Genomic DNA, 25735 nt, shown 5'->3' with positions numbered 1-25735 from the left:
CCAGGGAGCCGCGCGGTCGTCGTCAGCTACCGGTGGACACGTAGATGGAGTAGGTGGTGGTGTCGGTGTCCGTGCCGTCGCCCTTGTGGCCGGTCACCGACAAGGTGTGCGTCTCGTGGTCTTCCGCCGGCGTGTAGGTGATCGACGCCTTCCCGGCGCTGTCGGCCGGCACGTCCGTCGACGGGCCATCGTCGATCTTCCAGGAGAAGGACACGATTCCCGGCGTGCCGCCGCTGAACTCGAAGGTGCCGGGAACGCCGCCACCGCCCGACCAGGTGCCGTTCGGATACTGAGCGCTCACGACGTAGGGCGCCGTGCCGACCGTGAAGTCGTAGTCGGTCACGGGCGACAGTTCGCCGCTCGCCGTCAGGCTCTGGACGTGCAGCGTGTTGGTGCCGTTGCGCTCGAACGGCACCGCGACCAGCGTCGACGTGCCTTCGGTGCTGGCCGGCAGGACCTGCTCCGGGCCGTCATTGACGCGGTAGTGGTATTCGGTCACCTCGCCGAACAGCTGTGTGTAGAAGAAGAAGGAGCCGGTCCAGCCGATACCCAACCGCGACGAGTCGTAGGTGCTGTAAACGTCGACCCTGTTGTCCCGGATGTCGAGGGGCTCGGTCCGCAGGTCAGATTCGGTGCCGTCGGCACTCACGCTGGTGACCCGCACCGTGTCGTAGCCCCACGAACTCGGCGTCCAGGTGACCGACGCGGTGCCGTCGGGACCCGCCGCGATCGTCTCCTCCTCGGCGTAGCCCAACGAGTAGCGGTAGGAGACGACATTCGGCAGACCCGGGTGGAAGGTGAACGTCATGGGCCGGCCGACGGTGCCGCTGCCCTCGGGCGTGTGCGTGACCACGGGACCGGACCAGATGCCGAACGTGTAGGTGGTGGCGGGGGACCGCGTGCCGTCGGCCAGAAGCGCCTGAACGACCACCGTGTTGTCGCCGGCGTGCGTCGGCGTCACATCGATGTAAGCGTAGGGATTGCCCTCGCTGGGCACGGTCTGCTCGGCGCCGCCGTCGAACCGGAAGGCGAACCCGGTCAGGTTGGGTAGCTGGCTCCCCAACTCGACGCGCAGCGGCAGGCCCACCCCGTCTCGGCGCGGCCAACTGTTGAGGTCGTTGGAGTAGGCGGTCGGACGCGTGTCGATGATGGAGAACTGATAGTCCGCGTCCATCGACGTGGAACCATCCGCCTTCACCGACCGCACCGTCATCGAATGCCAGCCGGGCGTCGCCGTCCACGTCAGCACGGCGGTGTCGTCGTCTGCCGCCGGAATGGTCTTCCACTCGTCGTCGAGGTTGTATTCGTAGGCGACGACATCGCTGTTGTGCGGGGTGAACCGGAACGTGCCGGTCGTGCCCGCGACCTGGTCGGTTTCCCAGTTGAACTCGGCCGACTCGACGCCGGGGGCGTCGGTGACCCAGATCTGCAGGCTGTCCTGCCCGATCAGCTTGTTCTTGGCGTAGCTCCGAACGGCCAGGTCGACGCCACCGGTCGCGGTGAACGTGATGTGACCGGTCGCCTTGCCGTCGACCGCCGGGACGCGGACCTCCGTGCCGCCCTCGAGCTGGAAGCCGAACGCGGTGGTCTCGGGCTTCGGCGCGACGAACGAGATCGTGCTCGGCAGGCCGACGCCGTTCATGGTGACTTCGGCGTAGGGTGCCGTCTCGGCGATCCGGAACTCGTAGTCTTTCTCCGGCCCGCGGTTGCCCGCCGCGTCGACGGACGCGACATAGAGGTCACTGCTGTAGCTCAGCCGCGGCGTGTATTTGAAGATCGCCTTGCCGCCCGGGCGCTTGGCCGCAACCTGCCCGGAATAGCCCAGGGAGTCACGCCAGGCGAACGCGACGACGTCACGGTCGCCGGCCGCGTCGAAGCGGAACGTGCCCTCCATGCCGGTGCCACCGCCGGGGGTGTTGCCCTCGGGATAGGTGCGCGACGAGACATTCGGCGGATTCGCCGGTGCGGTGCGGTCCATGCGGAGGTAGCAGTTGGCGCTCCACGGACCCGCGTCGTAGTAGTCGCTGGCCTGCGCCTGCCAGGCGAGGAGCGTGCCGTCGGCGTAGTCGCTGAGGTCGGTGCCGTAGTAGTCGTGGAACTCGCGACGCTGATCGGGGTGGTCCACCGGCCAGATCGCGTAGAGAACGGTCGGGCGGTCACCCTCGTCGGCATCGTTGGCGGTGGCCGAGAACACCGCGCTCCGGGCCGCGGGCGACGGCTTGGCCAGCGTGCCGCACGGCCGGTCGGGGTAGCCCAGGTGGAGGTTGGTGACCGTCGGGGGATGGTTCACGGTCGCACTGAGCGAGGGCTTCTCGAAGGTGCGCCCGGTGCGCGCGTCGGCTTCCTGGCTTGCGGTGACCCGGAACTCGATGGTGATGGACTTGTCGTGCCGGGCCAGCGCCGCGTTGAGCGTGGGCACCATGTCGAAGCCCAGGTAGCTCGGGCAGTAGATCGCGCCGGCGCCCCGCTGGGTGCTCAGCAGCTTCTCGAGCTCGGCCGGCGGCCGCTGCCAGGTCGTGTTGTCCCTGACCGGGCGGGTCCGCCACACCTCGATGGTCGCGGGCGCCGAGCAGTCGTCGACCGTGTCTTCGTTGGTGTAGAGGTATGAGCTGTGGACGACCGTACCCTTGAAACTGGTCAGGTCGTAGGTGAAGAAGGAGCGGTAGGTGTGCTTGCGGCCGGCGTCGTCGCGGGACGTGCCGACCGGCGGTGCCACCGCCGCATCGACAAACTTCGCGTTCGGGCTCTGCGAGTCGAGATAGGCCCAGCTCGACAGCGGCGCATAGGACGGTTCGGCGGCCGAGGCCGGCGAGCCGGTGGTCAACACAGCGGCCGTGACGGCCGCAACCGCCAGCGGGATTACCGCTCTGAAGCGCTTCATGTGCATGTGTTCCTCCCCGTTACGGCGCCTCCATCGACGCCGACGAGCGTCATCGTAGCGATGCTCCGCCGCCCGCGAGCGACCGCATCGATGCCTCCGGTGCACCGAAGTTCCGGATGAATTCGCCTATGCCCACATTGGTCAGTCGGTGCGCGTATGTGGGAACTGGCAGGACCATGGGAGAGTGCTGGCGTGTCCCCGGAGCCGTTTGAGTTCGCACCGGCCACGATGCCGGCTGGGTTGCCGTCCCGGGCGTCCGCGATCCTTGACCTCTGGACCGCGGCCGGGCAATGGGTCGCCATCCAGGCTGCCGGCAGTGGCTCCTTCACCACGGCAACGGGACTGGGACTCGGCAGGTCTCGGCGCCTGCTGGGCCTGTCGCAGGACGGCACGTTCGTCCTGATGTCCGACACCGGTGACAACGGCGAGGTCCGCGTGGGCGGCTACCACCTGCCCACAGCTACCTACCGATGGGCCCTGGTCCACCCCAGTTTCATCGGCGTCGACGCCGCCGCGAGCCCGGACGGGCACGCGGTCGCTTTCCTGCGCCGCGACCCAACCGACGACCTCGAGGAGGTCGAACCGGACACCATCTCGGTATGTCACGTCGACCTGAATACCGCCGTGGTGCGGTCATTGCGGTCGACACCCGGGCTGCGGACCGCCGACACTTCTATCGGCTTATCCCGCGACGGGCGCCGCATCGTCGCGACCTACGACGAGCCGGCGCCTGACCGGCGCTCAAACCCGTACACCATCGTGATAGATCTGGAGACTGGCGCGGTCGAGCGTTTCCCCGCCACGGTGCTGGCCCCGAAGGGTGACGAGTCGTGGATCTCGGACACGGTCATCGCCTGCGAGCTCCGCGACGAACCATCCAGTGAGCGCCGGATCCGAGCTCTAGATCTGGAGACCGGCACGGCGCGACCGTTGCTCCCCGCGACGCTGAGACCAATCGGGCGCATCGGAGAACGGCTCCTCATCTACCCGAATTCGGCGACCGCCGACGGCCTGCAACTGGACACGGTCACCCCCGACGGCGAGGATCCGCAACGATTCCTGACCATTTCCGAGCCATGTTTCATTGTCGACGTCCACTTCGCACACTGATCCGGTCGCCGTCAGGCGAGCAGCGCCTCCAGCTCCGGGAGTCGACCGAACATGTCGGGGAGGCCGCGGATTCCGTTGCGTGCGGACTCCTGCGACAGCGTGAGCTCCGGCCCGGTGCTCTCCTCGACACCGGCGAGGCAGCGCAGGATGTTCCACCGCGTGAACCCCAACCAGCCGCCGATCATGAACACGAACCAGCTCGGACCCGCCGGCGGCAGCGCTCCACCACCCGCCACATACCCGTCGAGGACCGAGCGGAAGATGGCGGGCTCGATGCTGTCGAAGCCAGGCCCCTTCGCGATGCTCAGCGCGGTCGAACCGAGCTCACCGGACAGGTCGAGCATCCCCGAGAGCTCCCAGTCGAGCAGCACCGGCCGACCGTTCCGAGCGAGCAGGTTCCACGGCTGGATGTCCCGGTGTGTCAACACGACAGGACCCGGCCGTTCGCAGGTGTCGACGAAGTGCGTGATCGCGAGGAACGTCGCAACGTGGGAGCCGAGCTCGTCGGCCCACGGCTGCCCGGTCGCCGCCGCCCGCTCGGCGAGCTCCGGCCAGTCCCGCGGCGCCGGCCCTTCGGCCGACCCGAGGGGCCACGAGACGTCGAGCGCGTGGATGCGGGCGAGAATCTCACCGATCTCGAACGCGTACGCCGCTGGCACCGGCGCTTCCGGCACCTTCTCTCCGTCGACCCACCGGTGGACGAGCGTGTGCTGGCTGGCGGAGACCGGCTCTGGCATCGGAATGCCGGCAGCGAAGGCCGCCCGCTCGAACCGGAACACGTCGCCGACATGGCGGCGACCGACGGCGGTCAACTCCTTCACCGCGAACGATCCCTGGTCGGTGTCGAGCCGATGCATCCGGTTGGCGAACCCGCCGTGGACCCGAGTCATCGGTCTGACCGGCACGCCCAGATGCGAAAGGTCGTCCTCCGGGGTCACCCCCCGAATCTAGGGCTCGCGGTCCGTCGATGCGCTGGAATTTCCGGGTCGGAAGTGGCCTGAGTGGCCGGCCAGCAGCCGCGCACGTTCTCGGTTCCGCCGCGCTCAACGGACCGGCCTGTTAGCGTCGGGCGGAGTGGCTAGTCGATCCAGCCCGTATTCGGGCGTGGGGGCGAGTATGTCGACTTCGATGCCAGTCCTGTTCATTCACGGACTGTGGATCCACTCGAATGCCTGGCAGAACTGGATGGATCTCTACCGCCAGGCCGGATATCAACCCATCGCTCCGGGCTGGCCGGGCGACGCGGACACGGTCGCCGACACACGGCAGAACGCCGCAGCCCTCGCCAACCGGGGTTTCGATGAGATCACCGCCAAGTACGTCGAGGTGATCGAAGGCCTCGACACCAAGCCGATCGTCATCGGCCACTCCTTCGGCGGCTCGGTCGCGCAGATGTTGCTGGCCGGCGGGCACACCTCCGCCACGATCGCGATCGACCCCGGCCAGATCAAGGGCGTCAGGCCGGTGCCGATCGCGCAGATCCGCTCGGGCCTGCCCGTGCTATCCAGCCCGGGCAACAGGAAGAAGGCGGTCGCGCTCAACCGCAAGCAGTTTCGCTACGGCTTCGGCAACGCCATTCCGGCCAGCGAATCGGACGACCTGTTCGAGCGCTGGGCCATCCCCGGTCCCGGCAGGCCGCTGTTCGAGGCCAGCACTGCCAACTTCAGCAAGGCCTCGCCGGCGGCAGTCGACACCAAGCTCAACGACCGCCCACCTTTGCTGATCATCGGCGGCGGCGAGGACCACACGGTTCCCGAGAAGGTCGCCCGGGCCGCATACAAGCTGTACGCGGGTTCCAACGCCACCACCGACTACCAGTTGTTCGCAGACCGCGGCCATTCGCTGGTCTTCGACCACGGCTGGCGGGAAATCGCGGACTACACCCTCGCCTGGCTGAAACGCCAAGGCCTCTGACCGGCAACGCACCGACGTCGGATGCGGATCAGGGCCGGGCTGTGTCTTCAGTGGTGGTGCTTTCCTGCGGACGAAGTCCGGTCAGCAGGTTGTCGAGTTGGCCCCAAGCCCGCGCGCTGGAAATGTGGTCGATGTAGTCGCGCGACTCGACGATGAGCCCGTCGCGGATGCGCATCACAAAGACGCACGGCACGGTGAACGCCTCGCCGGTCTCCTCGACGCGCCCCTGATAGGCAAACTCGGCGACAATCACCTCCGGGTCGGCGGTCTCATGAACCCTGATGTCGACCGGCTTACGCTTCAGCGTTCTGGCGACCGGAGGCGCTGAGGTGAAGTGCTCGTGCAACTCACCACGGCTACGCAGCGGCGGCGGGTCGAGCGGGTGGAACGGATGCGTGACGTGGGTCTGTTCGGCATACAGGTCGGCCAGGTCCTCATACGGACCATCGCAGACACCGTTCACCAGACGAAGAAAAGTTTCGCGTGGGCTGCTCATGCCAGCTTCCTTTGAATCGGTCGGTTTCACTTTTGGCACGGACGGCCTCCTCCATCGGCCGCACCATACCGATCTCCGCCTTGATCTGACTGCCCCGAAGGACCGTCGTCGACCGGCTCGAGTCCCGGAATCTTGGTGATCTCGGGACGTCAGCACGATTTCGCCGGGCTAGGGACGGCTGGAAACTTGTTGGCGCTCCTCGGGCGACTCGACCGGTGGGCGGCCTGGTGAGACCGGAGCCTCGGCCGGCCGTTCGAGGGGCCGGAAGAAGCCTTTGATGGCTGGCCCGAGGGCGCCGAGGCGGTTCATCTTTTTCGGCACCACCCACCCCGCGTACTCCAGGGCACGATGGTCCTTGCCGTTCGGTTCGACCAGCGGCTGGTGAACCTCGACGAACCGGCCGTCCGGGAGACGCCGGATGAGGCCGGTCTCGACGCCGTGGGCCAGCACCTCGCGATCGTGCTGCTGCAGGCCCAGGCAGATCCGGTACGTCACCCAGTAGGCGATCGGCGGGGCGATCAGCATCCCGATCCGCCCGGCCCAGGTGAGCGCGTTGAGGCTGATCTGGAACTTGTCGGCGATCACGTCGTTGCCGCCGGAGAGGGTCAGCACCAGGAAGAAGGCGACGGCCATGGCGCCCAGCGCCGTGCGGGCGGGGACGTCACGCGGACGCTGCAGCAGGTTGTGCAACCGGTTGTCCTTGTGCAGCCGGGCCTCGATGAACGGATAGGCCATCGGCAACGTCGTGAGCAGCCCGGGCAGGACGATTGCGGGCCAGAACATGGGCGGGATGACGTAGCCGTCACCGATCGGGAGCGTGATCTCCCACGCCGGCATCAGGCGGATCGCACCGTCGAGCAGCATCACGTACCAGTCCGGCTGGGTCGCCGCGGATACGACCGCCGACTCGTACGGGCCGAACAGCCAGATCGGGTTGATCTGCAGCAGCCCGGCGAGCAGGGCGATCACGCCGGCGACCGTGGCGAAGAAGCCGGCCTGCTTGATCGCGTACCGGGGGAACATCCGCTCGCCGACCACATTGGAGTTTGTGCGTCCGGGTCCCGGCCATTGGGTGTGCTTCTGCTTGAACACCAGGCCGACGTGGACCGCGATCAGGGCCAGCAGCAGGGCCGGTATCAGCAGTACGTGCAGGATGAAGAATCGGCCGATGATCATTTCGCCGGGGAACTCGCCGCCGAACAGCGACGACGTCACCCAGGTGCCGATCACCGGAATCGACAGGAGGATGCCCGAGGCGATTCGCAGGCCCGTGCCGGACAGCGCGTCGTCCGGTAGTGAATAGCCGGTGAAGCCGGCGAGGAACCCGATCCAGAACAGCAACGAGCCGATGATCCAGTTGAGCTCACGTGGCTTGCGGAACGCGCCGGTGAAGAAGATCCGCAGCATGTGCACGACGATCGCGGCCAAGAACAGCAGTGCCGCCCAGTGGTGCATCTGCCGCATGATCAGGCCGCCGCGCACGTCGAAGGAGATGTCCAGCGACGAGGCGTACGCGGCGGACATGTGCACGCCGCGCAGGGGCGTATAGCTGCCGTCGTACGCGATCTCCCGCATCGACGGGTCGAAGAACAGCGTCAGGAAGGTACCCGTCAGCAACAGGACGATGAACGAGAACAATGCGATCTCGCCCAACAGAAATGACCAGTGGTCCGGGAAAACCTTGTTGAGAATTCCGCGCAGCGGCGTCGCGACACCGAGCCGATCCTCGACCTCCCGCCCCGCCCTACCCGGCAAGGACGCAAGCGACTTCGCCCGACGCCGCATCGCTGACTCCGTCCCCACGTCGTCTACTACACGCTGTCGTTGACGAACGCTACACAGGAGGAGCTTCCGTGTCTACTACACACTGTCGTTTATGACCGTTGCGCAGCGGCCGGGTAGGCGCAACGGTTATGCCGTCAGTTCGGGCGGGACGGGAAGCCTGAGGTGATCGAGCAGCGTCGCGACCTTGCGGTCCAACTCGACCCCGACGGCGGCGATCCGGTCGTTGTCAAAGGAAGCGAAAGCCTTGCTGGGCTGCTCGATGGAGAACCGTGCGGGTCCGTCGTCGCTGTCCGCGGCGATGGCGGTGCGCAAGGGTGCGTAGGCCAGCGCCAGCGGGTTGTGGTGAAACATTCGTTGCGCAATCGTGTGGTTACCCATCAGGTACGTCACGCAGGGCGCCGCGTCACCGGCAACACCCATTACGGGCTGGGCCACCACCGCCCCGTAGTTCAGGAATCCGTAGGGAGCCTCGGTGTCGGTCAGCGTGAGCACGTCCTCCCATTTCCCACCGCGGTTGGCCAGGTCCACGAAGGCGGACAGGTCAGCCGGCGGCACGGCCTCCTCGTACCGCTGTCGAAGATCAGCGAATGGTGCGTCGGCGGGAATCACGAAACGCTGCGCCGTGTAGTCGGTCACGTCGATGTCTGTCGCGGCCACGTTCTACCTTCTCTCGTGAACGGGAACGGCCGCTTCGGGGTGGCCCCACGGCCAGCCCTCCAGCCCGGTGACCGGTCGGCGCGCCCTTCAAAACCACGGTGCTCTGGCGACACCCGGCGACGCCTCACCCATTTACGTGATAACGGGCCCGTTCGAGGGCTCGTGCCGGCCGCGCTGCCGGGCCAGGCCGTCGGGAGTTGCCGTCCATTGCGCTGATGGCCGCCTGGTGTTCATGCCCGTCCCGCCGCGCTGGTCGTCCGTGCTTCCTAGCGTCCGGTGAGGGTGCGCACCGCTGGCCTGCCGCAGTCCGCTGTCGTTCGAACCGCTGCCGACCGGTCGGTGTTCGACCGCATCCGAACGACGCGAAAGGCACCGGAATGTCGGAAGAATCCCAGCAAACTCGAATCTCTCGTCGCAACGCGCTCGGCCTGTTCGGCGCGTCAGTGTCCGGCGCCGCCGCCGGGCCACTGATCCTCGGCGCCGGAAACGCCGAGGCAGTTCCTGCGAAGTCGGCGGTCACCGGTCTCACCACCGGCTCGGCCACCACCCCTGTCCAGGGCCTGCACCTGACCTTCGGCGCCGACCCACGCAGCCAGATGGTCGTCTCGTGGGTCACCGACGCGGCCGTCAAGAACCCGCGGGTCGTCTACGGCACGCTGAGTGGCGGCTTCGGCTCCACTGTGCGCGCGACGACGAAGACCTACGTGGACGGCACCTCTGGGCGGACCGTTTGGGTCCATCACGCGCTGATCACCAAGCTCAAGGCCGATCACGATTACCTGTACGCGGCCCAGCACGACGGCGCCACCCCCGACGCCGGCACCTTCCACACGGCGCCGTCCGGCAGAGCTCCGTTCACCTTCACCAGCTTCGGCGATCAGGGTGCGCCCACCGTGACGTGGAAGACCGGTGCGAACCCGGCCGACGCCTCAGGCCGGGACTTCGAGCCCAACGCGACGCCCGCCGCTGCCGACATCGTCACCGGCATCGAGAAGGTCGGCCCGCTGTTCCATCTCCTCAATGGCGACCTCTGCTACGCCAACACCGGGCCCGACCGCATCCGCGTCTGGCACGACTTCCTTGCCAACAACAGCCGCTCAGCGCGATTCCGTCCGTGGATGCCGGCCGCGGGCAACCACGAGATCGAGCTGGGCAACGGCAAGCTCGGTCTCGACGCCTATCAGACCTACTTCGAGCTGCCCTCGGCCGAGACCCAGCCCGAGCTCGACAACCTCTGGTACTCCTTCACGGTCGGCTCCGTGAAGGTGATCTCCCTTCAGAACGACGACATCGCCCTCCAGGAGGGCGGCGACATCTACATCAACGGCTACTCCGGCGGTCGGCAGCTCGCCTGGCTGGAGAAGGAGCTCAAGTCGGCCCGGGCCTCGAAGGACATCGACTGGATCGTCATCTGCATGCACCAGGTGATGATCAGCTCCGCGACCGCCGCGAACGGCGCCGATGTCGCGCTGCGTGCGGCCTACGGCCCGCTGTTCGACAAGTACGGCGTCGACCTGGTGGTCTGTGGCCACGAGCACGACTACGAGCGCTCGTTGGCGGTGCGTGGCGTCGTCGCCGGCAGCGCCACCCTCACACCCAACCCGAGCCAGACCGCACTCGACGTGATCGACAGCGCGCACGGCACGACGCACATGGTCCTCGGCGGTGGCGGCGTGTCCGGCATTACCAACAACAGCTTCACCACCGACGACGCTGACGGGCACGGGCACCACTCGGCATACGTCCAGATGGAGCACGTCGGCAAGTTCAACTCCGTCAAAGAGCAAGAGACGGCGATCTGGATCGGCGTACGCGACGCGGAGCACCCGTACGGGTTCGCCGAGTTCAGCGTCGACCCGGGCCGTCACCCCGGTGACATGACCCGCATCTACGTCACCTACTACAACATCATCACGCCCACAGGTGAGTTGTCGGTCTTCGAGAAGTTCACCCTCCAACGCCGTCGTAGTGACGGCGGCAACGGCCGGCACTGACCCACAACCGTCAACGCCTGGGTCGGACAACGTTCCGACCCAGGCGTTACGACGAGGATTCACGGGTCACGAGGGGCGTGAGTGCGTAATGTGGCGCAGGGTGGCTGAGCTGCGGTTTCACGTGGTCAGCCCGCTTTCGCATTCACGGGGGGAATCCATATGCGAGCAAATCTCATACGGCGGCGACAGCTCGCCGCCGTGATTGTCGGGGCGTTGATCGCCCTGCCGACAGTGTTCGGCGCGCCGTCGTCGGCGGCGCCACCCAGCGGCGGTAGCCATGGCGGTGGCGGCGGTCATGGCGGTGGCGGTCATGGCGGTGGCGGTCATGGCGGTGGCGGTCATGGCGGTAGCGGCGGCCAGGGCGGCAGCCAGGCTGAAGCGTGGGGACTCAACTCCGCCGGAGAGCTCGGCATCGGCACGGTCGGGAACGACCAGAGCCGGCCCACGGCCGTGACGGTGGCCGGCCCGCACACCATCCGCTCGGTCTCGGCCGGTGACGGCTTCGGGCTCGCACTACTGTCCAACGGCACGGTGAAAGCGTGGGGCGAAAACGAGTACGGGCAGCTCGGTGACGGCACCGAGATCTCGCGGCCGATCCCTGGCAGCGTGGCCGGACTGCGCGACGTCAAGACCATCGCCGCCGGCGGCACTTTCAGCCTCGCCCTCCTCAAGGACGGCACTCTTCGGAGCTGGGGCTTGAATTCGTTGGGCCAGCTCGCTGACGGCACCACATCGAACCGCAGCCTTCCGGTTCAGGTGAAGGGACTGCCCGGCCGCGTGACAGCGATCGCCGCCGGGGGAAACTCGGCTCTGGCATTGCTGGCCAACGGCACCGTCTACGCCTGGGGCGGCAACGTTGACGGACAGCTCGGCCAAGGTGGCGCCGACAGCCGGCCGCACCCGGTTCCGCTCGCGGTGCGCCTGCCGCAACGAGCGACAAGCATCGGCTCGGGCCTGTTCCACAACCTGGCGGTGCTCGCGGACGGATCGGTCCGCGGTTGGGGCCTCAACATCGCGGGCCAGGTCGGGAACGGCAACACCATCAGCCCGCAGCCCAACCCGGTTGCCGTGGTCGGCCTTAACGGCGTACGCGTCAAGTCCGTCGACGGCGGATTCGGTCACACGCTGGCCCTACTGACCAACGGCCGGATGAAAGCGTGGGGCAGCAACGGGTCCGGCCAACTCGGCGACGGCACGAACACGCTGCGGCTGATCCCGGTCAACGTGCTAGGCCTGAGCGGGGTATCGGCCATCGCCGCCGGCTACGACGGTTCCAGCAACAGCGGGCACAGCCTCGCGATCACCCACGGCGACGTGATGTCGTGGGGCTCGAACCAGTGGGGTCAACTTGGCGTCGGGGGACACCAGTCGAGCAACCGGGCACTGCCGGTAACCACCGGCCTCCACCCGACCCGCTCGATTTCTGGCGGCTTCGCGTTCAGCTTGGCTTCCTGACCAGCCGAAGACAGACAGGGCCTCGTCCGATCTGGGCGAGGCTCTCTTCAAATCTGGTTACCTTGCGGCTTACCTCGATCATTGTGGTGCCACGCGCCCAGGAGATCAGGAGCTTGCCGTGTCGCTGAACCTTCGAACCTCTGCCCGCGCGATCGTCCTCGACGAGGCCGATCAGGTCTTGTTATGCCGCTTCCTCTTTCCTCACCCGGCGGTCCCGAATGGAGCACCGGCCGTCTGGGCTGCTCCTGGTGGCGGCGTAGAACCAGGTGAGGACAAGCTGTCCGCCCTGCGCCGTGAGCTGCGCGAGGAAACCGGCTTGGTGACTGCCGCCGATCCGCCGCACGTCTGGCACCAGGTCCTTGCCGCAGATGATGCGCCGCCCGGCCTGGACGGCATGGTCAACGACTACTTCTTCATCCGCGCCACCCACTTCGAGCCCCGCGGCGAGTTCACCCGCGACCAACTCGCCGTTGATGAGCACCTCGCCGGGTTTCGCTGGTGGGGACTCGCTGAGATCGCCAACTACCCCGGGCCTGACCTGTTCTCGCCCCGCGACCTCGCCACACCATTGACCGAGTTGCTCACGTCCGGGATACCCGCCGACCCGGTCACACTCGGCTTGTGAAGCTCCCCCCAGCCTCTGCTGGTGGGCGTGGTGAAACGGCGAGTCCCCCCATCGCCGGTCCGGGCCGGCGATGGGGGGACTCGTAGCTGTCTGTCAGGAACCGCTGATCGTGTAGGGCTGGGCGGAGAGCAGGGTCTGCGTCCAGCCAGTCGTGTCGACCGGGTCGGTGGTGTAGGTCTGGATGTCGGTGCCGGTGCTGTCGAAGGGGTCGGCGTCGAGGTAGCGGTACATGCCGCCGGCGGGGGTCTTGCCGTAGTAGACGCCGGCGCCGGGGGAGAGGAAGGCGTCGAAGAACCAGTGGTCCGTGGCGAGGGTGTTTCCGGTCCAGTTGCCGGCGCTGTCGATCTTGTAGGAGAGCAGGCGCCCGGCGGAGGTGGTGCCGATCAGCCAGTTCGAGGCGGTGGCGGCCAGGTTGTTGAGGGCGAAACCGGTGCCGATGAGCTGACCTGTGCTGATGTTCGCAGCCGCGGGCTTGGCGACGGAGACGGTGTAGCGGCGCAGAGTGCCGTTACTGATGCCGAACAGGTGGCTGTTGCCGTCGTAGGTGAGCAGTTCGTGGGTCCAGCCGCTCGCCAACTTCACCGGAGCGTTGTAGACGAGCGAGGTGTTGTTCGCGATGACGTCGATTCGGTAGAGGTTGCTCGCCGTGTCCGTCATCAGAATGGTGTTGAAGTTCAACGTGGCCATCGCCTTCGGGGTGAAGCCGATCGAGGTCGTCGAGACGACGGTCTTCGTCCGGTTGCCGCTGGCGGCGTCGATGGTGCTGAACGTCAGCCTGCCGTCCGGCAGGACGCCGTAGATGTTGGCCGTGCCGGAGACGGTGTCGTCGAGGATCTTGTTGTACCTCAACCGCCTGTTGTTGACGATGTCACTCCACGAGAGCGTGCCGGTGTCCCCGTGCGAGTTAACGGTCGGCCCCTTCGCCCAGTCGGCGTGGTACGGGCCGTTCAGGGAATATGACCAAGCGCCCTGCGTATGGTCGGACGGGTTCTTCCATTCGGCGAAGAGTTCGATGTGGCCGTCGAAGAGCACTGCGTCCGCCGGCAGCATCGCATCCGGGCTTGACACCGAACTAGTGTTTGCGCTGCCTGCCGCGAAGCCGACGGTTGTAGGTGACGAGGTGAGATGCCAAGCCATGGAAACGAGTCCCGAGCAGTCCTGTCGGTAGTCCTTCCCTTGGGCGTCAGTCGTGAACTCCAAGATCGGGGGCTCAACATCCTCGTTGGTCCCGTAGATGATGCCGCGATCTACCCAGTTTTGTGCTCGGGCGAGTACCTCGGACCTCTTGATGTAGCCGCCCTCCGTGGAGGCGGCCTGGGCGGCCTGCGGGGTGGCGGTTGTCAGCTCGGTGGCGACACCGGCGCTGACGCCGAGTCCGACGGCGACGGCAAGACCGAGCATTCCGCTGATGAGCCTGCTGCGCATGGGGATGTGGGTACGCATTTGTTCGTTCCTTGTCATGTTCGAGGGCGTGAGGAATCGCGACGCAGCCCGACGGGCAGCGTCATCGGTGGTTCGGGAGTCAGATGCTGTGCCATCCCCGCATGGCGGGGGTATTCAGGATGCGTTTCATGAGTGCGGCGGCAACGTCCTGCGCTCGGCTTTCAGCGGCCGAGCAAATGAAGAGGGCGATCACCATTGCGTCGGGCTGTATCCAGACCCTGACGTGTTCCACTCCTGCGTCCGGGTCGGCATGAACCCAGATCAGATCGGTCACTATCGGTTCGCTGGTCGCCGCACTAGTTAGGTCGTCGCTGCGCAGCTTTACCTTGACCAGGTGCATGTCACCCCCATTCGTTGCCTCCGTGCGTCGAGACGGTGATGGTCGAAGCGGGAGCAGCGGCGGCAGGGCTCTGCGCCAATGCCATTCCGAAAATAGAAAGAATTGCCGCGATGATGGTCACGCCTGCTGTCCGCTTCATTTTTGCTTTCCCCGTTTCGGTCTTTGTTCGAGCCCCTTTGGCTTGCTGAAATCAAGAATGTACGAGCGACTCGGCAAAGTCATCAGAAAGCAATTGGCAGCAAGCTGCGCGGCACTTTGGTGCCACCGAGCGACGGCCCGCAGCGGACATATTTCACCGCGATCTGGCCTTTATCGGACGGGGTTGCCTCTCCCCTGACCATGATCGATACTGCGGTCGGATCAAGTTACGGGGGCAAGATGCTGGCGCCACTGGGAATCAGCGAGTTCACCGAGTCCGTCTACCGGGCGATGCTGGGCGACCACACCCTGAGCGTCCAGCAGCTCGCGGAGCGCCTCGGCTCCACGGAGAAGCGGATCCGGCAGGCGCTGGACCAACTCGCCGCCCTGTCCCTGCTGGCCGACGACGAGCCTGACGGCACCCTGCGCGCCGTCGGCCCGGCGGTCGGGCTCAGTGCCCTTCTCGCCCAGGCCGAATCCGAGATGCAGGAGCGTCAGCGGCAGATCGCGGCGACCCGCGAGGCCATCGCCGCCATCGCACTCGAGCAGGAGCGGCACACCCAGCGGGACAACGCGATGCGTCTGGAGGGCGTCGACACCGTCCGCGGCCGCATCGCCCAGCTCGCCGACACGGTCCGCTCCGAATGCCTGTCGCTCAACCCCCGCAGCGCCCAGACTCCGCAGGCCAAATCCGCAAGTGCCGCCCTGAACCAGCAGATGATCGAACGTGGCGTGCAACTGCGCTGTGTCTATCAGGAGAGCTACCGCAACGATCCCGCCCTCGTCGCCTACGCGCGCTGGCTCACCGGCATCGGCGGCAAGCTGCGGACCGCCTCCACAATCCCAATGCTCACCATCGTGTACGACCGGGAAATCGCCCTGCTGCCCCTAGACCCCACCGACAGCACGCGCGGCGCCGTCGAGGTCCGCAGCGCCGGCGTGGTGGCCGCCGTCTACGCGCTGTTCGAGCAGATCTGGGCCGGCGCGGTGCCCTTCGGCGAGACCGCCCCCGTCGACGCGAACGGACTCGACCCCCAGGCCAAGCAGCTGATCCAACTGCTCGCCGACGGACAGACCGACGAGATGGCGGCCCGCAAGCTCGGCGTCTCCCTGCGCACCGTGCGCCGCATGGCCGCGGAATTCATGGACCGCCTAGACGCACGCAGCCGCTTCCAGGCCGGCCTGGAAGCAGGCCGACGCGGCTGGATCTGATCCGGCCGCACAGCGTGCGGCTCAACCACGACTGGGCAATGTGCTACCGCGCTCTCGCTGGTCAACCACGACACTGACCCGCTGCCGGAGCAGTTCGTTGAGCCGGATCCAGGCTGGGGAGTACTCGCTCACATGAGTGGCCAGCAGCGCCTGCTCGTCCTTGGACACCGTCTCCTGGATGGTCATCCGCGACGGATAGTTGACGGTCAGCATGATCCAACCATCGCGCTCCATGCGTACGCCGCGTTCGCTCACCCCGAGGTCGCGCAGCTGCCGGAGGTAGTCGGCGATCTCGGCGGGCAGGAACAGTGGCCTTCGGCGACGATCCGGCCGCCGTCCAGCACCGCGATCCGGTCCGCGAGCTGGTCGGCCTCCTCGAGGTACTGGGTGGTCAGGAAGATGGTGACGCCGTCGGCGACCAGTTCACGCACGATCTGCCAGAGGTCGCGGCGGCTGCGCGGGTCCAGGCCGGTGGTCGGCTCATCCAGGAAAATCAGCTTCGGCTTGCCGACGAGGGTCATGGCCAGGTCCAACCGCCGGCGCATACCACCGGAGAACGTGGCCAGAGGCTTGCCGCAACATTGCTCAGCCCGAAGCGATCGAGCAGTTCCGCGGCCCGCCTGCGACCCGGCGCCCGGCCGAGATGGTGCAGATCCGCCATCAGGACGAGGTTCTCGGTTGCGGTGAGCAGGTTGTCCACTGCGGAGAACTGGCCGGTCACCCCGATCGAGGCCCGCACCGCGTCGGGCTCTTGCGCGAGGTCGTAGCCGTTGACGCGGGCCTGACCCCCGTCGGCGGTCAGCAGGGTGGACAGGATCCGCACGGTCGTGGTCTTGCCGGTTGACGCAGGGTCAAGGTCCAGCAGAATTTCCCGGTGGCGTTTGCCCAGCTAGCGGCTCGTAAGCCGCGTTTCGCTGCGCCGACCGCGGGTAACCGGCCAACGTGGGCCCCACCAGGGCGGAAGTGTCATGACTCCTGTTGGGAGCACAGCGCTGGCGGTAAACGTCGGGCGCTCCGCAGGCAGGCGGTGACCGCCCCACCGAACGGGCGGCGTCGATGCGGGGTTCCGGAGGGGACGACAGGTGAGCCAGGGTACGAGCGGTAACGAAAACGGTCCAATCGGCGGCAAGTTGTTCGCGGGCCTGCGGAACTTCGCGGACGCGCTCGCCGACCATGCTGTGTCCGCCGTGAATGAGCGAGCGGGCGAACTCACCGACAGACTCACCGAATACGCCTCCAGCGGCGACGGCGGTTCCCGCGATGGCGGGGATTCCATCAATGGGGGCAGCTCGCCGGAAAATGCAGTTACGGACGACGGCGTGATCCGCGACGGCGAGATGGTCTCCCAGGACGACCGCGCCGACGACCAGGATTCGGAAGACGGCGGCCAGGCCACGGGTGAGAAGGCCAAGAACGAGCCAGCTCGGGACGACCAGACCGAGCAAGACGAGTCGCCCGACGAGGAACCAGCCAAGGTCGCTACCAAGACCGCGACCGAGGTGGCGAAGGAGTCGGCGGCCCGGGAGTCGGCGAGGACCGCGACCGAGGTGGCGAAGGAGTCGGCGAGGACCGCGATCGAGGTGGCGAGGGAGACGGCGGCCCGGGAGTCGGCGACGACCGCGACCGAGGTGGCGAAGGAGACAGCGAGGACCGCGATCGAGGTGGCGAAGGAGTCGGCGACGACCGCGATCGAGGTGGCGAGGGAGACGGCGGCCCGGGAGTCGGCGACGACCGCGACCGAGGTGGCGAAGACGACGGCGGCCCGGGAGTCGGCCAGGACGGCGACCGAGGTGGCGAAGACGACGGCGGCCCGGGAGTCGGCCAGGACGGCGACCAAGGTGGCGAAGACGACGGCGGCCCGGGAGTCGGCCAGGACGGCGACCAAGGTGGCCAAGGAGACGGCCGCCCGGGAGTCGGCCAGGACGGCGACCAAGGTGGCCAAGGAGACGGCCGCCCGGGAGTCGGCCAGGACGGCGACCAAGGTGGCCAAGGAGACGGCCGCCCGGGAGTCGGCCAGGACGGCGACCAAGGTGGCCAAGGAGACGGCCGCCCGGGAGTCGGCCAGGACGGCGACCAAGGTGGCCAAGAAGACGGCCGCCCGAGAGTCAGCGAGGACCGCAACCGAGGTGGCGAAGAAGACCGCGACCGAGGTGGCGAAGAAGACGGCGCCTCGGAAGTCAACCGGGACTGCGACCAAGGTGGCGAAGAAGACGGCGCCTCGGAAGTCAACCGGGGCGGCGAAGAAGACGGCGCCTCGGAAGTCAACCGGGACTGCGACCAAGGTGGCGAAGAAGACGGCGCCTCGGAAGTCAACCGGGGCGGCGAAGAAGACGGCGCCTCGGAAGTCAACCGGGACTGCGACCAAGGCGGCGAAGAAGACGGCGCCTCGGAAGTCAACCGGGACTGCGACCAAGGCGGCGAAGAAGACGGCGCCTCGGAAGTCGGCCAGGACTGCGACCAAGGCGGCGAAGAAGACGGCGCCTCGGAAGTCAGCCAGGACCGCGACCAAGGCGGCCAAGAAGACGGCGCCTCGAAAGGCCGCGAAAAGCCGTTAGTCGTCTACTACTCCGCGGCGTTACCCGTGAATGAGGTAGAGCCAGCTATACCGCGCGGGTAGCGCAGCCTCGCCCGGTTGTGGTAGCTCATGCGCCATCGCGCTCCGAGCGGCCCTTTTCTACCGTCGTCCCATGCGATTTCGACCGATCGGGTTGCTGCTGGCGGCCGGCGCGGCATTGGCGGCAGCATTCGAACTCGCCCCCAGGGCCCTCCCGATGCCAACCTTCGGGGCTTACAGCGAGGCGAAGCTGCACGACGCCGTCGGGAGTGCTCTCGTCGAGTATTGGCGAAGCGGAACCCCGGCGCTCCCCGTTCACCTGACGACGCTGGTCGACTACTGGTTCCAATGGCATGCGGTCAAGGTGGCAATCAGCGCGCTGTTGGTCATTGTCCTCGCCCTGCTCACCACCGCGCTGTGGCAGAAATACCTGCATGCCCAGGCCTGGTACGCGGCGGTTGCCACAGCCGCAACGGTGTCGACGGTGTTCGTCATATGGGTGCTATCGGTGAACATCCAGGTGACGGCCCTACCTCTGATCCCGTTGCTGGGGCTGCTACCCGGTAGAACCGCCGACGGAAAACTCGCACAGGTTTTGAGTCAGATGCACGAAGGACTGACGAAATCGACCAGCCCGCACGCCGGTTCCCCCGCGCTGACGGCGCTGCTCGGCCAGGCCGAGCGATACCAGTGGGTCACGGCGGCGATTCTCGCCACCCTGATGGTGGCAACCGGCCTGGCGAGCGCCCATTTCTGGAAGCGGCGTTTCGCCAGCGACCCGAGCGCCACTCGCGTCAGATTCATGCACAGCACACTCGGTGTCATCACGGCCCTGACCGCTTGCCTGCTGCTACTCCTGACAGCGGGCAGCGTACTCGCGGCGCTCGAACCCGCCACCTCGCTGCTGGGGGTCATCGGTGCGGGCGTCCCCGACCCGCACGCACCCGCGCCCCTGAGCGGCTGGGCGTGGGCGCGGCGGCGCGCCGGTCTGGTCGGGGTGCCCGCGACGATCGTCACCCTCTACGGAATCAGCGTGCTCGGCGGTGCCCAGGCCGCCTTCGCCAAGTGGCTGCTCGCGCCCACCGGCACCGAGATGAACCGTCAGGTCGAGGAGCTGGCCCGGTCACGCAGCCGGTTGGTCGACTCGTTCGAGGCCGAGCGCCGTCGGATCGAGCGAGACCTGCACGACGGCGCGCAGCAACATCTGGTGCTCCTGACGATGAAGCTGGGCCTGGCCGAGCGGCATCTGGCCGACGCGGACGGACGCGCCGGTGAACTCGTCGGCGAGGCTCACGAGCAGGCTCGGCTGGCACTCACGACCCTCCGGGACCAGATCCGCGGCATCCATCCTCAGATCCTTACCGATTTCGGGCTGGCCGAGGCGGTACGCGAACTCGCCGAACGGTGTCCGATTCCGGTCGAGGTCGACCTCGACCTGCCCAGAGGGCTGCCGCCCGAGATCGAGTCCACCGCCTACTTCGTGGTCTCGGAGGCCCTGACCAACGCCGTGCGGCACGCTGCAGCCACTCGTATCCAGATCAGTGGCAGACGCGCTGAGCAACGGCTGGCGCTGACAATCGTCGATAACGGCAGGGGTGGCGCCGAACCGTCACTGGGCACGGGCATGCGGGGGCTGGCCGACCGAGTGGCCGTCGTCGCCGGCACCCTGGAGATCAGCAGCCCGCAAGGAGGACCCACCACAGTGCGGATCGACCTGCCGTGTCGCTACGAGTAGTGCTTGCCGAAGACGCCACGCTCATGCGGGCCGGCCTCGTCAGCCTGCTCGAAGGACTGGGCCACACCGTGGCGGCGGCGGTCGGCGACGGTGACTCGATGCTGGCGGCCGCCCGGGAGCACCGACCCGACCTGGTCATCACCGATGTCCGCATGCCCCCCAGTTACACCGACGAAGGGCTGCGCGCCGCGGTGACACTCCGCGCCGGCGACCCGAGCGCGGCGGTCCTCGTGCTGTCGCAGTACGCGGCCACCGCGTACGCCGCTGAACTGCTCGGCCCGTCCGGTCGGGCCGGAGTTGGCTACCTACTCAAGGACCGCATCGGCGAGGTCGCAGACTTCTCCGACGCGGTGTCGCGGGTCGCGGCTGGCGAGACCGTCATCGACCCCGACGTGGTGAGGCAGTTGCTGAACCGGCGACGAACGACCAACCCACTCGACCGGTTGACCACACGGGAACGGGAAGTGCTCGGGCAGATGGCCGAAGGCCACAACAACCCGTCCATCGCCCGAACGCTCGGAATCAGCGACGCCGCGGTGGCCAAACACATCGGCAACATCTTCACCAAACTCGACCTCCCCGAGGCCGACGGCCACCGCCGGGTACTCGCCGTCCTGACCTACTTGCGAAGCTGACCGCATTTGGGGTGCAGGCACGCTTGGACCGGGTTTGGAAGGCAAATGGGTTGGGGCGAGCGGTCTCGATCAGAACGAAGATCGGCCTAGCTCCGGCCCCGCGCGTCCCGCGGGCAGCGCCCACCGCACCGTGGGGTCCGGGGGTCGCCCCCGGAAAGGAAAATGCGACACAAATGGCTGCATCCGAACCGCATTCCCGTAGCTCAGGGCCAGTTCGTCACCGTCTCACCGGTCCGAACCCGACGGTTGTAGCCGGCGTGGACCGCGCAGGCCCGAACCCCCAGGCGCCGACGTCGAGTTTGGCTCTCGCCTCGCGGCCGACCTTCGCTAGGTCGGGTCTGCAGTGCCTCGTCTCCGACGTCCACATCGGAGATGACCGCGCTCGATGCGGTCGGATCGGCTGCCCTCACGCATCCCATGTCGTCTTACGAAGGCTGACTCGACCCCGTCACACGACCGACGTCAGCAATCCTGGACCCAGTCGAGCAGATAGAACCGTTGGTTGGCCGGACGCCACACACCGATTGAGTCCGACGCGCCGACTACCCACTGGCCTACGACGGGCTTGTCGCCGGAATTGCCGAAGAAGCAGACCCTTGTGGTATTGGTGTCCGGGTCCTTCAGATAGAAGCGTTGGGTGCTCGGCCGGTACGCCCCGACATAGTCCTCGTCCCTGTAAGTCCTTTTCCACTTTCCGGCAAGCGGGACGTCGGTGCTGGCGTAGGGGTACTCCACGGCGACCGATCCGTTGCTGTTCAGGAGATAGAAGGTCCCCTCAGACTTGCGGAAGACGCCGGGCATGTCCCGGTAGTTGATCATGCTGCCCAGGTTCCACCACTTTCCGGCGACGGGCAGGTCGCCGGATCCGTTGCCGAACGGGAGGTCGTTGGCGTTGCCGTCGCCGCGCTCCAGGTAGAAGCGGCCGTTGGACGGGCGGTAGACGCCGACGTTGTCGATGCCGTTGCCGTCCCAGTCGCCGATGACCGGGAGATCGCCCGCATTGCCGAAGGGCACCGCGTTGACGGTGCCGTTCCACTGCCGGATGTAGAAGGTCGCGGTGCTCGGGCGGTACAGCACGAGCTCGTCCCGCTCGTCCCCGAAGAAGTCCCCGGACAGTGGCACGTCGCCGCCGTTGCCGAACGCGATCTCGATCACCCCGGCATGCGCCGGGGAGGCGAAGGCGACCAGGCCTGCGCCGGTGACCAGGACGGAGCTGAGCAGGGTGGCGAGACTGCGACGCAGATGCAAAGGGGACTCCTTCGGTTTGATGCGCCACCGACGCCGCTGCGTCGACAGCGACACGGTACCGGCGACCGTCACAGCGATCGATCCGCGACGACAATTCGGGCCGATCGATCAAGATCGCTCTGCGTCGTCCGCTTGTGCTTCTGTCCCGGCCGGCGTCCCGCCCACCGGTGTCAGTCACCGGCTGGGCGGCCGCCGCGCTGGGCAGCTTGCTCGATAACGGCTTGGATCCGCCATGCGATGATCACCGCGCAGGCCTGCATCCTGGCCAGCACGCCGCTTCGGTTCTGCGCCTCGAAGCGCCAGTTCCGTCCGCACGGCGAGCAGCCCGCCCACGGTCGGTCACGCCGGCGACTGTCCTCTTGGGGTCGTACGGGCAGTGCCGCGTCTTGGCGTACATGGCAGCCGGGGCTTATGTAGCTCTTCATGAGGAAAATACGCTTTATACAAGATTCCCCGAGTTCGGGTAAAACATCTCTCGTTCGGATGATCGTCTGGATACGCTGCTAATCGTCGGCTATCTGCCGGAAAGTCACTTATGAGCAACCCTGGGGTATCCGGACCGGCTTTCTGGAGGGGGCATGAGCAACAACCGACGGCTGCGGCGAGGGCTGAAGAGTGGCCGCGCAGCTTCAGGGCTGAGTTCTGCCCTGCTGGCAGTAGGGATGACGGGCGGCCCCGCGGCCGCCGCACAGCCCGTGGAAACGAAACCCGCTACCCAGGGCGTGCACATCGGTGCGTCTGGTCCGCTCGGCCAGCACGCAGGGTGGCCGTCGTCCTGGTCGACTGTCCGGAAAGACGACGGCGGACCTGACGATTCATGGGACCACTACCCCGCAGGGCCAGCTGGCGTCGGATCTGACGATTCGTGGGACCAACACTCCGCGGCGCCACCGGATTACGGCCCGCAGGGATGGCAGGGTCCGCACGGTGGGCACGACAAGGACGAGCGGCCGGACGGCTCGCATGGCCCCAAGGGACATCAAGGCGCCCAGGGCGCTCAGGGCGCCGCGGGCCCTCAAGGTGACACCGGCGTCCAGGGCCTGCAAGGCATTCAAGGTGCCCAAGGCGACATCGGCGCTCAAGGTGCCCAGGGCGACACCGGTATTCCAGGACCACAGGGCGAAACCGGCACTCAAGGTCCGCAGGGGAATCAGGGAGTCCCGGGTGTCCAGGGGGACGTGGGCGCTCAAGGCGCTCAGGGCGACGTCGGTGCCCAGGGGTTTCAAGGTGTTCCAGGTGTCCAAGGTGCGCAAGGTGATACCGGGGCCCAAGGCGCTCAGGGTGATTCCGGTTCCCAAGGGACGCAAGGTGCTCAGGGAGTCCCGGGTGTGCAGGGGGACGTCGGCGCTCAAGGGGCTCAGGGTGACACCGGTGCCCAGGGGTTTCAAGGTGTTCCAGGTGTCCAAGGTGCGCAAGGTGACACCGGGGTTCAAGGCGCTCAGGGTGATTCCGGCTCCCAAGGGACGCAAGGTGCTCAGGGGGTCCCGGGTGTCCAGGGGGACGCCGGGGTTCAAGGCGCTCAGGGTGACACCGGTGCCCAGGGATTTCAAGGCGCTCCGGGTGTTCAAGGCGCGCAGGGGGACGCCGGGGTCCAAGGGCCGCAAGGAACTCAGGGGGTGCAGGGCCCTCCAGGCGCGCAGGGTGACACCGGGGTTCAAGGCGCTCAGGGTGATGCCGGTTCCCAAGGGACGCAAGGTGCTCAGGGGGTCCCGGGTGTCCAGGGGGACGTCGGTGCTCAAGGGGCTCAAGGCAACGCCGGTGCACAGGGTTTCCAAGGTGCTCCGGGTGTTCAAGGTGCGCAGGGTGACACCGGGGCCCAAGGTGCGCAGGGTGACACCGGCGCCCAAGGTGCGCAGGGTGACATGGGGGTTCAAGGTCCGCAGGGTGACACGGGGGCCCAAGGCTCACAGGGGAACACCGGAGCGCAAGGCACTCAGGGAGTCCAGGGTGCCCAGGGCGACGTGGGCGCTCAAGGCGCTCAAGGCGACACCGGCGCCCAGGGATTTCAGGGTGCTCCGGGTGTCCAAGGCGCGCAGGGAGGCACTGGGATCCAAGGGCCGCAAGGCGCCCAGGGAGATGCCGGTGCTCAAGGGACCCAAGGTGACGCCGGCGCCCAGGGATTTCAGGGTGCTCCGGGTGTGCAGGGGCCGCAGGGCAACACTGGGGTCCAAGGTGCGCAGGGTACGCAGGGTGACACCGGTGCCGAAGGCGCGCAAGGTACTCAGGGGTTCCAGGGGTTCCAGGGGTTCCAGGGTGACGTGGGCGCACAAGGCGTTCAAGGTATGCAGGGCGACGCCGGCGCCCAGGGGCCGCAAGGGACCCAAGGCTTGCAGGGCACACAAGGACCACAGGGCGACATCGGCGCCCAAGGTCTCCAAGGCCCGCAAGGAACCCAAGGTGCAACCGGCTTGCAAGGCGTACAGGGACCACAGGGCAACACGGGAGCCCAGGGCAACACGGGGGCTCAGGGCAACACGGGCGCGCAGGGCCCGCAGGGAGTGTCGGGCAACGGCATCCAGTCCGCCTACATTCAGGGCCCGCTGACCGTTATCGCGGACACCCCCGTCAATTTCGGATGCGAGCCCGGCGACATCGCCGTCGGAACTGGATATCAACTCTCTGGCGCCGGCGTCAACCCAGTGCTGATTCAGCCGCTCTCGACCAGTGGCTACCAGTTCACCTTTACCGGCGGCGGTGCCGACATCTGGGTGTCCTGCATTTCGCTCACCGCACCAGTGGCGCGATCCGCTCCGGCCGACACGGCGGGCCAGGCGCCGGCAAACACATCGGGCCAGGCGCCCGCCAACCCGTCGGGCCGGGCGACGGCCAACGGCAGCAAGGCCAGCCGGCCGAACAGCAACTCGGGCCGCCCCGCTACCGCTAAGGAGGAGAAATGAGCATGCGTCAGATATTCGGGTCACTCGCCTGTGGTGCGGTCCTGCTGACCGGAGTCGCGGCATGCAGCGAGAAGCCTGCCGAGAAGCCGCAGACGAGCAACGCCGGCAACAGCAACAATGCGAACGTCGGAACCGCGCCGGCGGACCTGCTCAAGCTTGGTGTCGACCAGGGCCAGGCGGGTGACTTCGACGCGGCGAAGACCACCTTCGAGAAGGTGGTGGCCGCCGAGGCCAACAACAAGTTCGCCTGGTTCAATCTGGGATTCATCGCCCAGTCGCGCAACCAGACCGACGAGGCGATCAGCAACTACAACAAGGCGTTGGAGGCCGACGCCACCTACAAGCCGGCCCTTTACAACAAGGCCATCGCGCTGGAGAGCAAGGCCCCCGCGACGTCGATGGACATCTACCGCAAGGTCGTGTCAATCGACAACAAGTCGTCAACCGCCTACCTCCGACTAGGCTTACTGCTATCCAAATCCGGTGACGACGCGGAAGCGCGGGACGCCTTCGACGCGGCGATCCGGCTGGACAAAGAGCTCGCCTCGGCAGTTCCGGCGGAGTACCGTGCGGTGAAAACCGTTCCGTCCTCGGCATCGACGGACAGGTGATTGGC

Annotated in this window: 21 protein-coding genes and 1 pseudogene; 12 read left to right on the top strand and 10 right to left on the bottom strand. The window is 67.1% G+C overall.

Features of this window, described 5'->3' with window-relative positions:
• Positions 1–22 precede the first annotated feature (22 nt).
• Entirely contained in the window at positions 23–2881 is a 2859-nt protein-coding gene (locus DFJ67_RS04555) for a hypothetical protein (protein WP_116066727.1), read from the bottom strand.
• 192 nt (positions 2882–3073) lie between these two features.
• Between DFJ67_RS04555 and DFJ67_RS04550 the strand changes: the two genes are divergently transcribed.
• Positions 3074–3991, top strand: coding sequence for a hypothetical protein (locus DFJ67_RS04550; protein WP_116066726.1), 918 nt, complete (start codon positions 3074–3076; stop codon positions 3989–3991).
• An 11-nt stretch (positions 3992–4002) separates the two neighbouring features.
• On the opposite strand, the gene DFJ67_RS04545 is transcribed toward DFJ67_RS04550, so the two are convergent.
• On the bottom strand, positions 4003–4929 hold the full coding sequence (locus DFJ67_RS04545; RefSeq protein WP_211333952.1) for a phosphotransferase family protein: 927 nt from the start codon (positions 4927–4929) through the stop codon (positions 4003–4005).
• 190 nt (positions 4930–5119) lie between these two features.
• Here DFJ67_RS04545 and DFJ67_RS04540 point away from each other — a divergent pair, with 190 nt between their 5' ends.
• Complete coding sequence (locus DFJ67_RS04540) at positions 5120–5905, top strand: alpha/beta hydrolase (RefSeq protein ID WP_239097208.1); 786 nt, start codon at positions 5120–5122, stop codon at positions 5903–5905.
• A gap of 28 nt (positions 5906–5933) precedes the next feature.
• Here DFJ67_RS04540 and DFJ67_RS04535 read toward each other — a convergent pair whose 3' ends face one another.
• From DFJ67_RS04535 to DFJ67_RS04525, 3 genes are all read right to left on the bottom strand, one after another.
• A complete protein-coding gene (locus DFJ67_RS04535) occupies positions 5934–6401 on the bottom strand; it encodes a nuclear transport factor 2 family protein (protein WP_116066724.1) in 468 nt (155 codons plus the stop codon).
• Between the two features lie 168 nt (positions 6402–6569).
• On the bottom strand, positions 6570–8186 hold the full coding sequence (gene qcrB / locus DFJ67_RS04530; protein WP_116066723.1) for a cytochrome bc1 complex cytochrome b subunit: 1617 nt from the start codon (positions 8184–8186) through the stop codon (positions 6570–6572).
• A 126-nt stretch (positions 8187–8312) separates the two neighbouring features.
• On the bottom strand, positions 8313–8843 hold the full coding sequence (locus DFJ67_RS04525) for a DUF302 domain-containing protein (protein ID WP_116066722.1): 531 nt from the start codon (positions 8841–8843) through the stop codon (positions 8313–8315).
• A 377-nt stretch (positions 8844–9220) separates the two neighbouring features.
• Here DFJ67_RS04525 and DFJ67_RS04520 point away from each other — a divergent pair, with 377 nt between their 5' ends.
• The 3 genes from DFJ67_RS04520 (at position 9221) to DFJ67_RS04510 (ending at position 12917) form a co-directional block, all read left to right on the top strand.
• Positions 9221–10837 (top strand): purple acid phosphatase family protein, encoded by a 1617-nt coding sequence (locus DFJ67_RS04520; protein WP_170215741.1) that lies wholly within the window; start codon positions 9221–9223, stop codon positions 10835–10837.
• A 159-nt stretch (positions 10838–10996) separates the two neighbouring features.
• A complete protein-coding gene (locus DFJ67_RS04515) occupies positions 10997–12292 on the top strand; it encodes an RCC1 domain-containing protein (protein WP_147315418.1) in 1296 nt (431 codons plus the stop codon).
• A gap of 118 nt (positions 12293–12410) precedes the next feature.
• Positions 12411–12917 carry an NUDIX domain-containing protein gene (locus tag DFJ67_RS04510; RefSeq protein ID WP_116066719.1) on the top strand — a complete coding sequence of 169 codons (507 nt, stop codon included), beginning with the start codon at positions 12411–12413 and terminating at the stop codon, positions 12915–12917.
• A gap of 93 nt (positions 12918–13010) precedes the next feature.
• On the opposite strand, the gene DFJ67_RS04505 is transcribed toward DFJ67_RS04510, so the two are convergent.
• Positions 13011–14360 (bottom strand): hypothetical protein, encoded by a 1350-nt coding sequence (locus DFJ67_RS04505; RefSeq protein ID WP_147315417.1) that lies wholly within the window; start codon positions 14358–14360, stop codon positions 13011–13013.
• Between the two features lie 79 nt (positions 14361–14439).
• Positions 14440–14700, bottom strand: coding sequence for a hypothetical protein (locus DFJ67_RS04500; RefSeq protein ID WP_116066717.1), 261 nt, complete (start codon positions 14698–14700; stop codon positions 14440–14442).
• A gap of 339 nt (positions 14701–15039) precedes the next feature.
• On the opposite strand from DFJ67_RS04500, the gene DFJ67_RS04495 reads away from it, so the two are divergent.
• Positions 15040–16050, top strand: coding sequence for a LuxR C-terminal-related transcriptional regulator (locus DFJ67_RS04495; protein WP_244940425.1), 1011 nt, complete (start codon positions 15040–15042; stop codon positions 16048–16050).
• A 21-nt stretch (positions 16051–16071) separates the two neighbouring features.
• Here DFJ67_RS04495 and DFJ67_RS04490 read toward each other — a convergent pair whose 3' ends face one another.
• Positions 16072–16284, bottom strand: a complete 213-nt coding sequence (locus DFJ67_RS04490) for a hypothetical protein (RefSeq protein WP_147315416.1) — start codon at positions 16282–16284, stop codon at positions 16072–16074.
• A 77-nt stretch (positions 16285–16361) separates the two neighbouring features.
• Positions 16362–16906, bottom strand: a pseudogene (locus DFJ67_RS04485) (ATP-binding cassette domain-containing protein); the annotation flags it as partial.
• Between the two features lie 226 nt (positions 16907–17132).
• Between DFJ67_RS04485 and DFJ67_RS42210 the strand changes: the two are divergent.
• From DFJ67_RS42210 to DFJ67_RS04465, 3 genes are all read left to right on the top strand, one after another.
• Positions 17133–18605 carry a hypothetical protein gene (locus DFJ67_RS42210; protein WP_147315415.1) on the top strand — a complete coding sequence of 491 codons (1473 nt, stop codon included), beginning with the start codon at positions 17133–17135 and terminating at the stop codon, positions 18603–18605.
• A gap of 132 nt (positions 18606–18737) precedes the next feature.
• Complete coding sequence (locus DFJ67_RS43195) at positions 18738–20339, top strand: sensor histidine kinase (RefSeq protein ID WP_203783010.1); 1602 nt, start codon at positions 18738–18740, stop codon at positions 20337–20339.
• 23 nt (positions 20340–20362) lie between these two features.
• On the top strand, positions 20363–20974 hold the full coding sequence (locus DFJ67_RS04465; protein WP_239096955.1) for a LuxR C-terminal-related transcriptional regulator: 612 nt from the start codon (positions 20363–20365) through the stop codon (positions 20972–20974).
• A gap of 462 nt (positions 20975–21436) precedes the next feature.
• Here DFJ67_RS04465 and DFJ67_RS04460 read toward each other — a convergent pair whose 3' ends face one another.
• Positions 21437–22294, bottom strand: coding sequence for a hypothetical protein (locus tag DFJ67_RS04460; protein WP_116066712.1), 858 nt, complete (start codon positions 22292–22294; stop codon positions 21437–21439).
• Positions 22295–23278: 984 nt separating this feature from the next.
• On the opposite strand from DFJ67_RS04460, the gene DFJ67_RS43655 reads away from it, so the two are divergent.
• The 3 genes from DFJ67_RS43655 to DFJ67_RS04440 are packed head-to-tail and all read left to right on the top strand — an operon-like array spanning position 23279 to position 25730.
• Positions 23279–24766 (top strand): hypothetical protein, encoded by a 1488-nt coding sequence (locus DFJ67_RS43655; RefSeq protein ID WP_239096933.1) that lies wholly within the window; start codon positions 23279–23281, stop codon positions 24764–24766.
• On the top strand, positions 24721–25119 hold the full coding sequence (locus DFJ67_RS43650; protein ID WP_116066709.1) for a hypothetical protein: 399 nt from the start codon (positions 24721–24723) through the stop codon (positions 25117–25119). The genes DFJ67_RS43655 and DFJ67_RS43650 overlap by 46 nt, the downstream gene beginning before the upstream one ends.
• Positions 25116–25730, top strand: a complete 615-nt coding sequence (locus DFJ67_RS04440; RefSeq protein ID WP_116066708.1) for a tetratricopeptide repeat protein — start codon at positions 25116–25118, stop codon at positions 25728–25730. The genes DFJ67_RS43650 and DFJ67_RS04440 overlap by 4 nt, the downstream gene beginning before the upstream one ends.
• Positions 25731–25735 lie beyond the last annotated feature (5 nt).

Origin of the sequence: Asanoa ferruginea (assembly GCF_003387075.1) — a bacterium.
Classification (GTDB): domain Bacteria; phylum Actinomycetota; class Actinomycetes; order Mycobacteriales; family Micromonosporaceae; genus Asanoa; species Asanoa ferruginea.
This window is presented reverse-complemented; position numbering and strand designations above follow the sequence as displayed.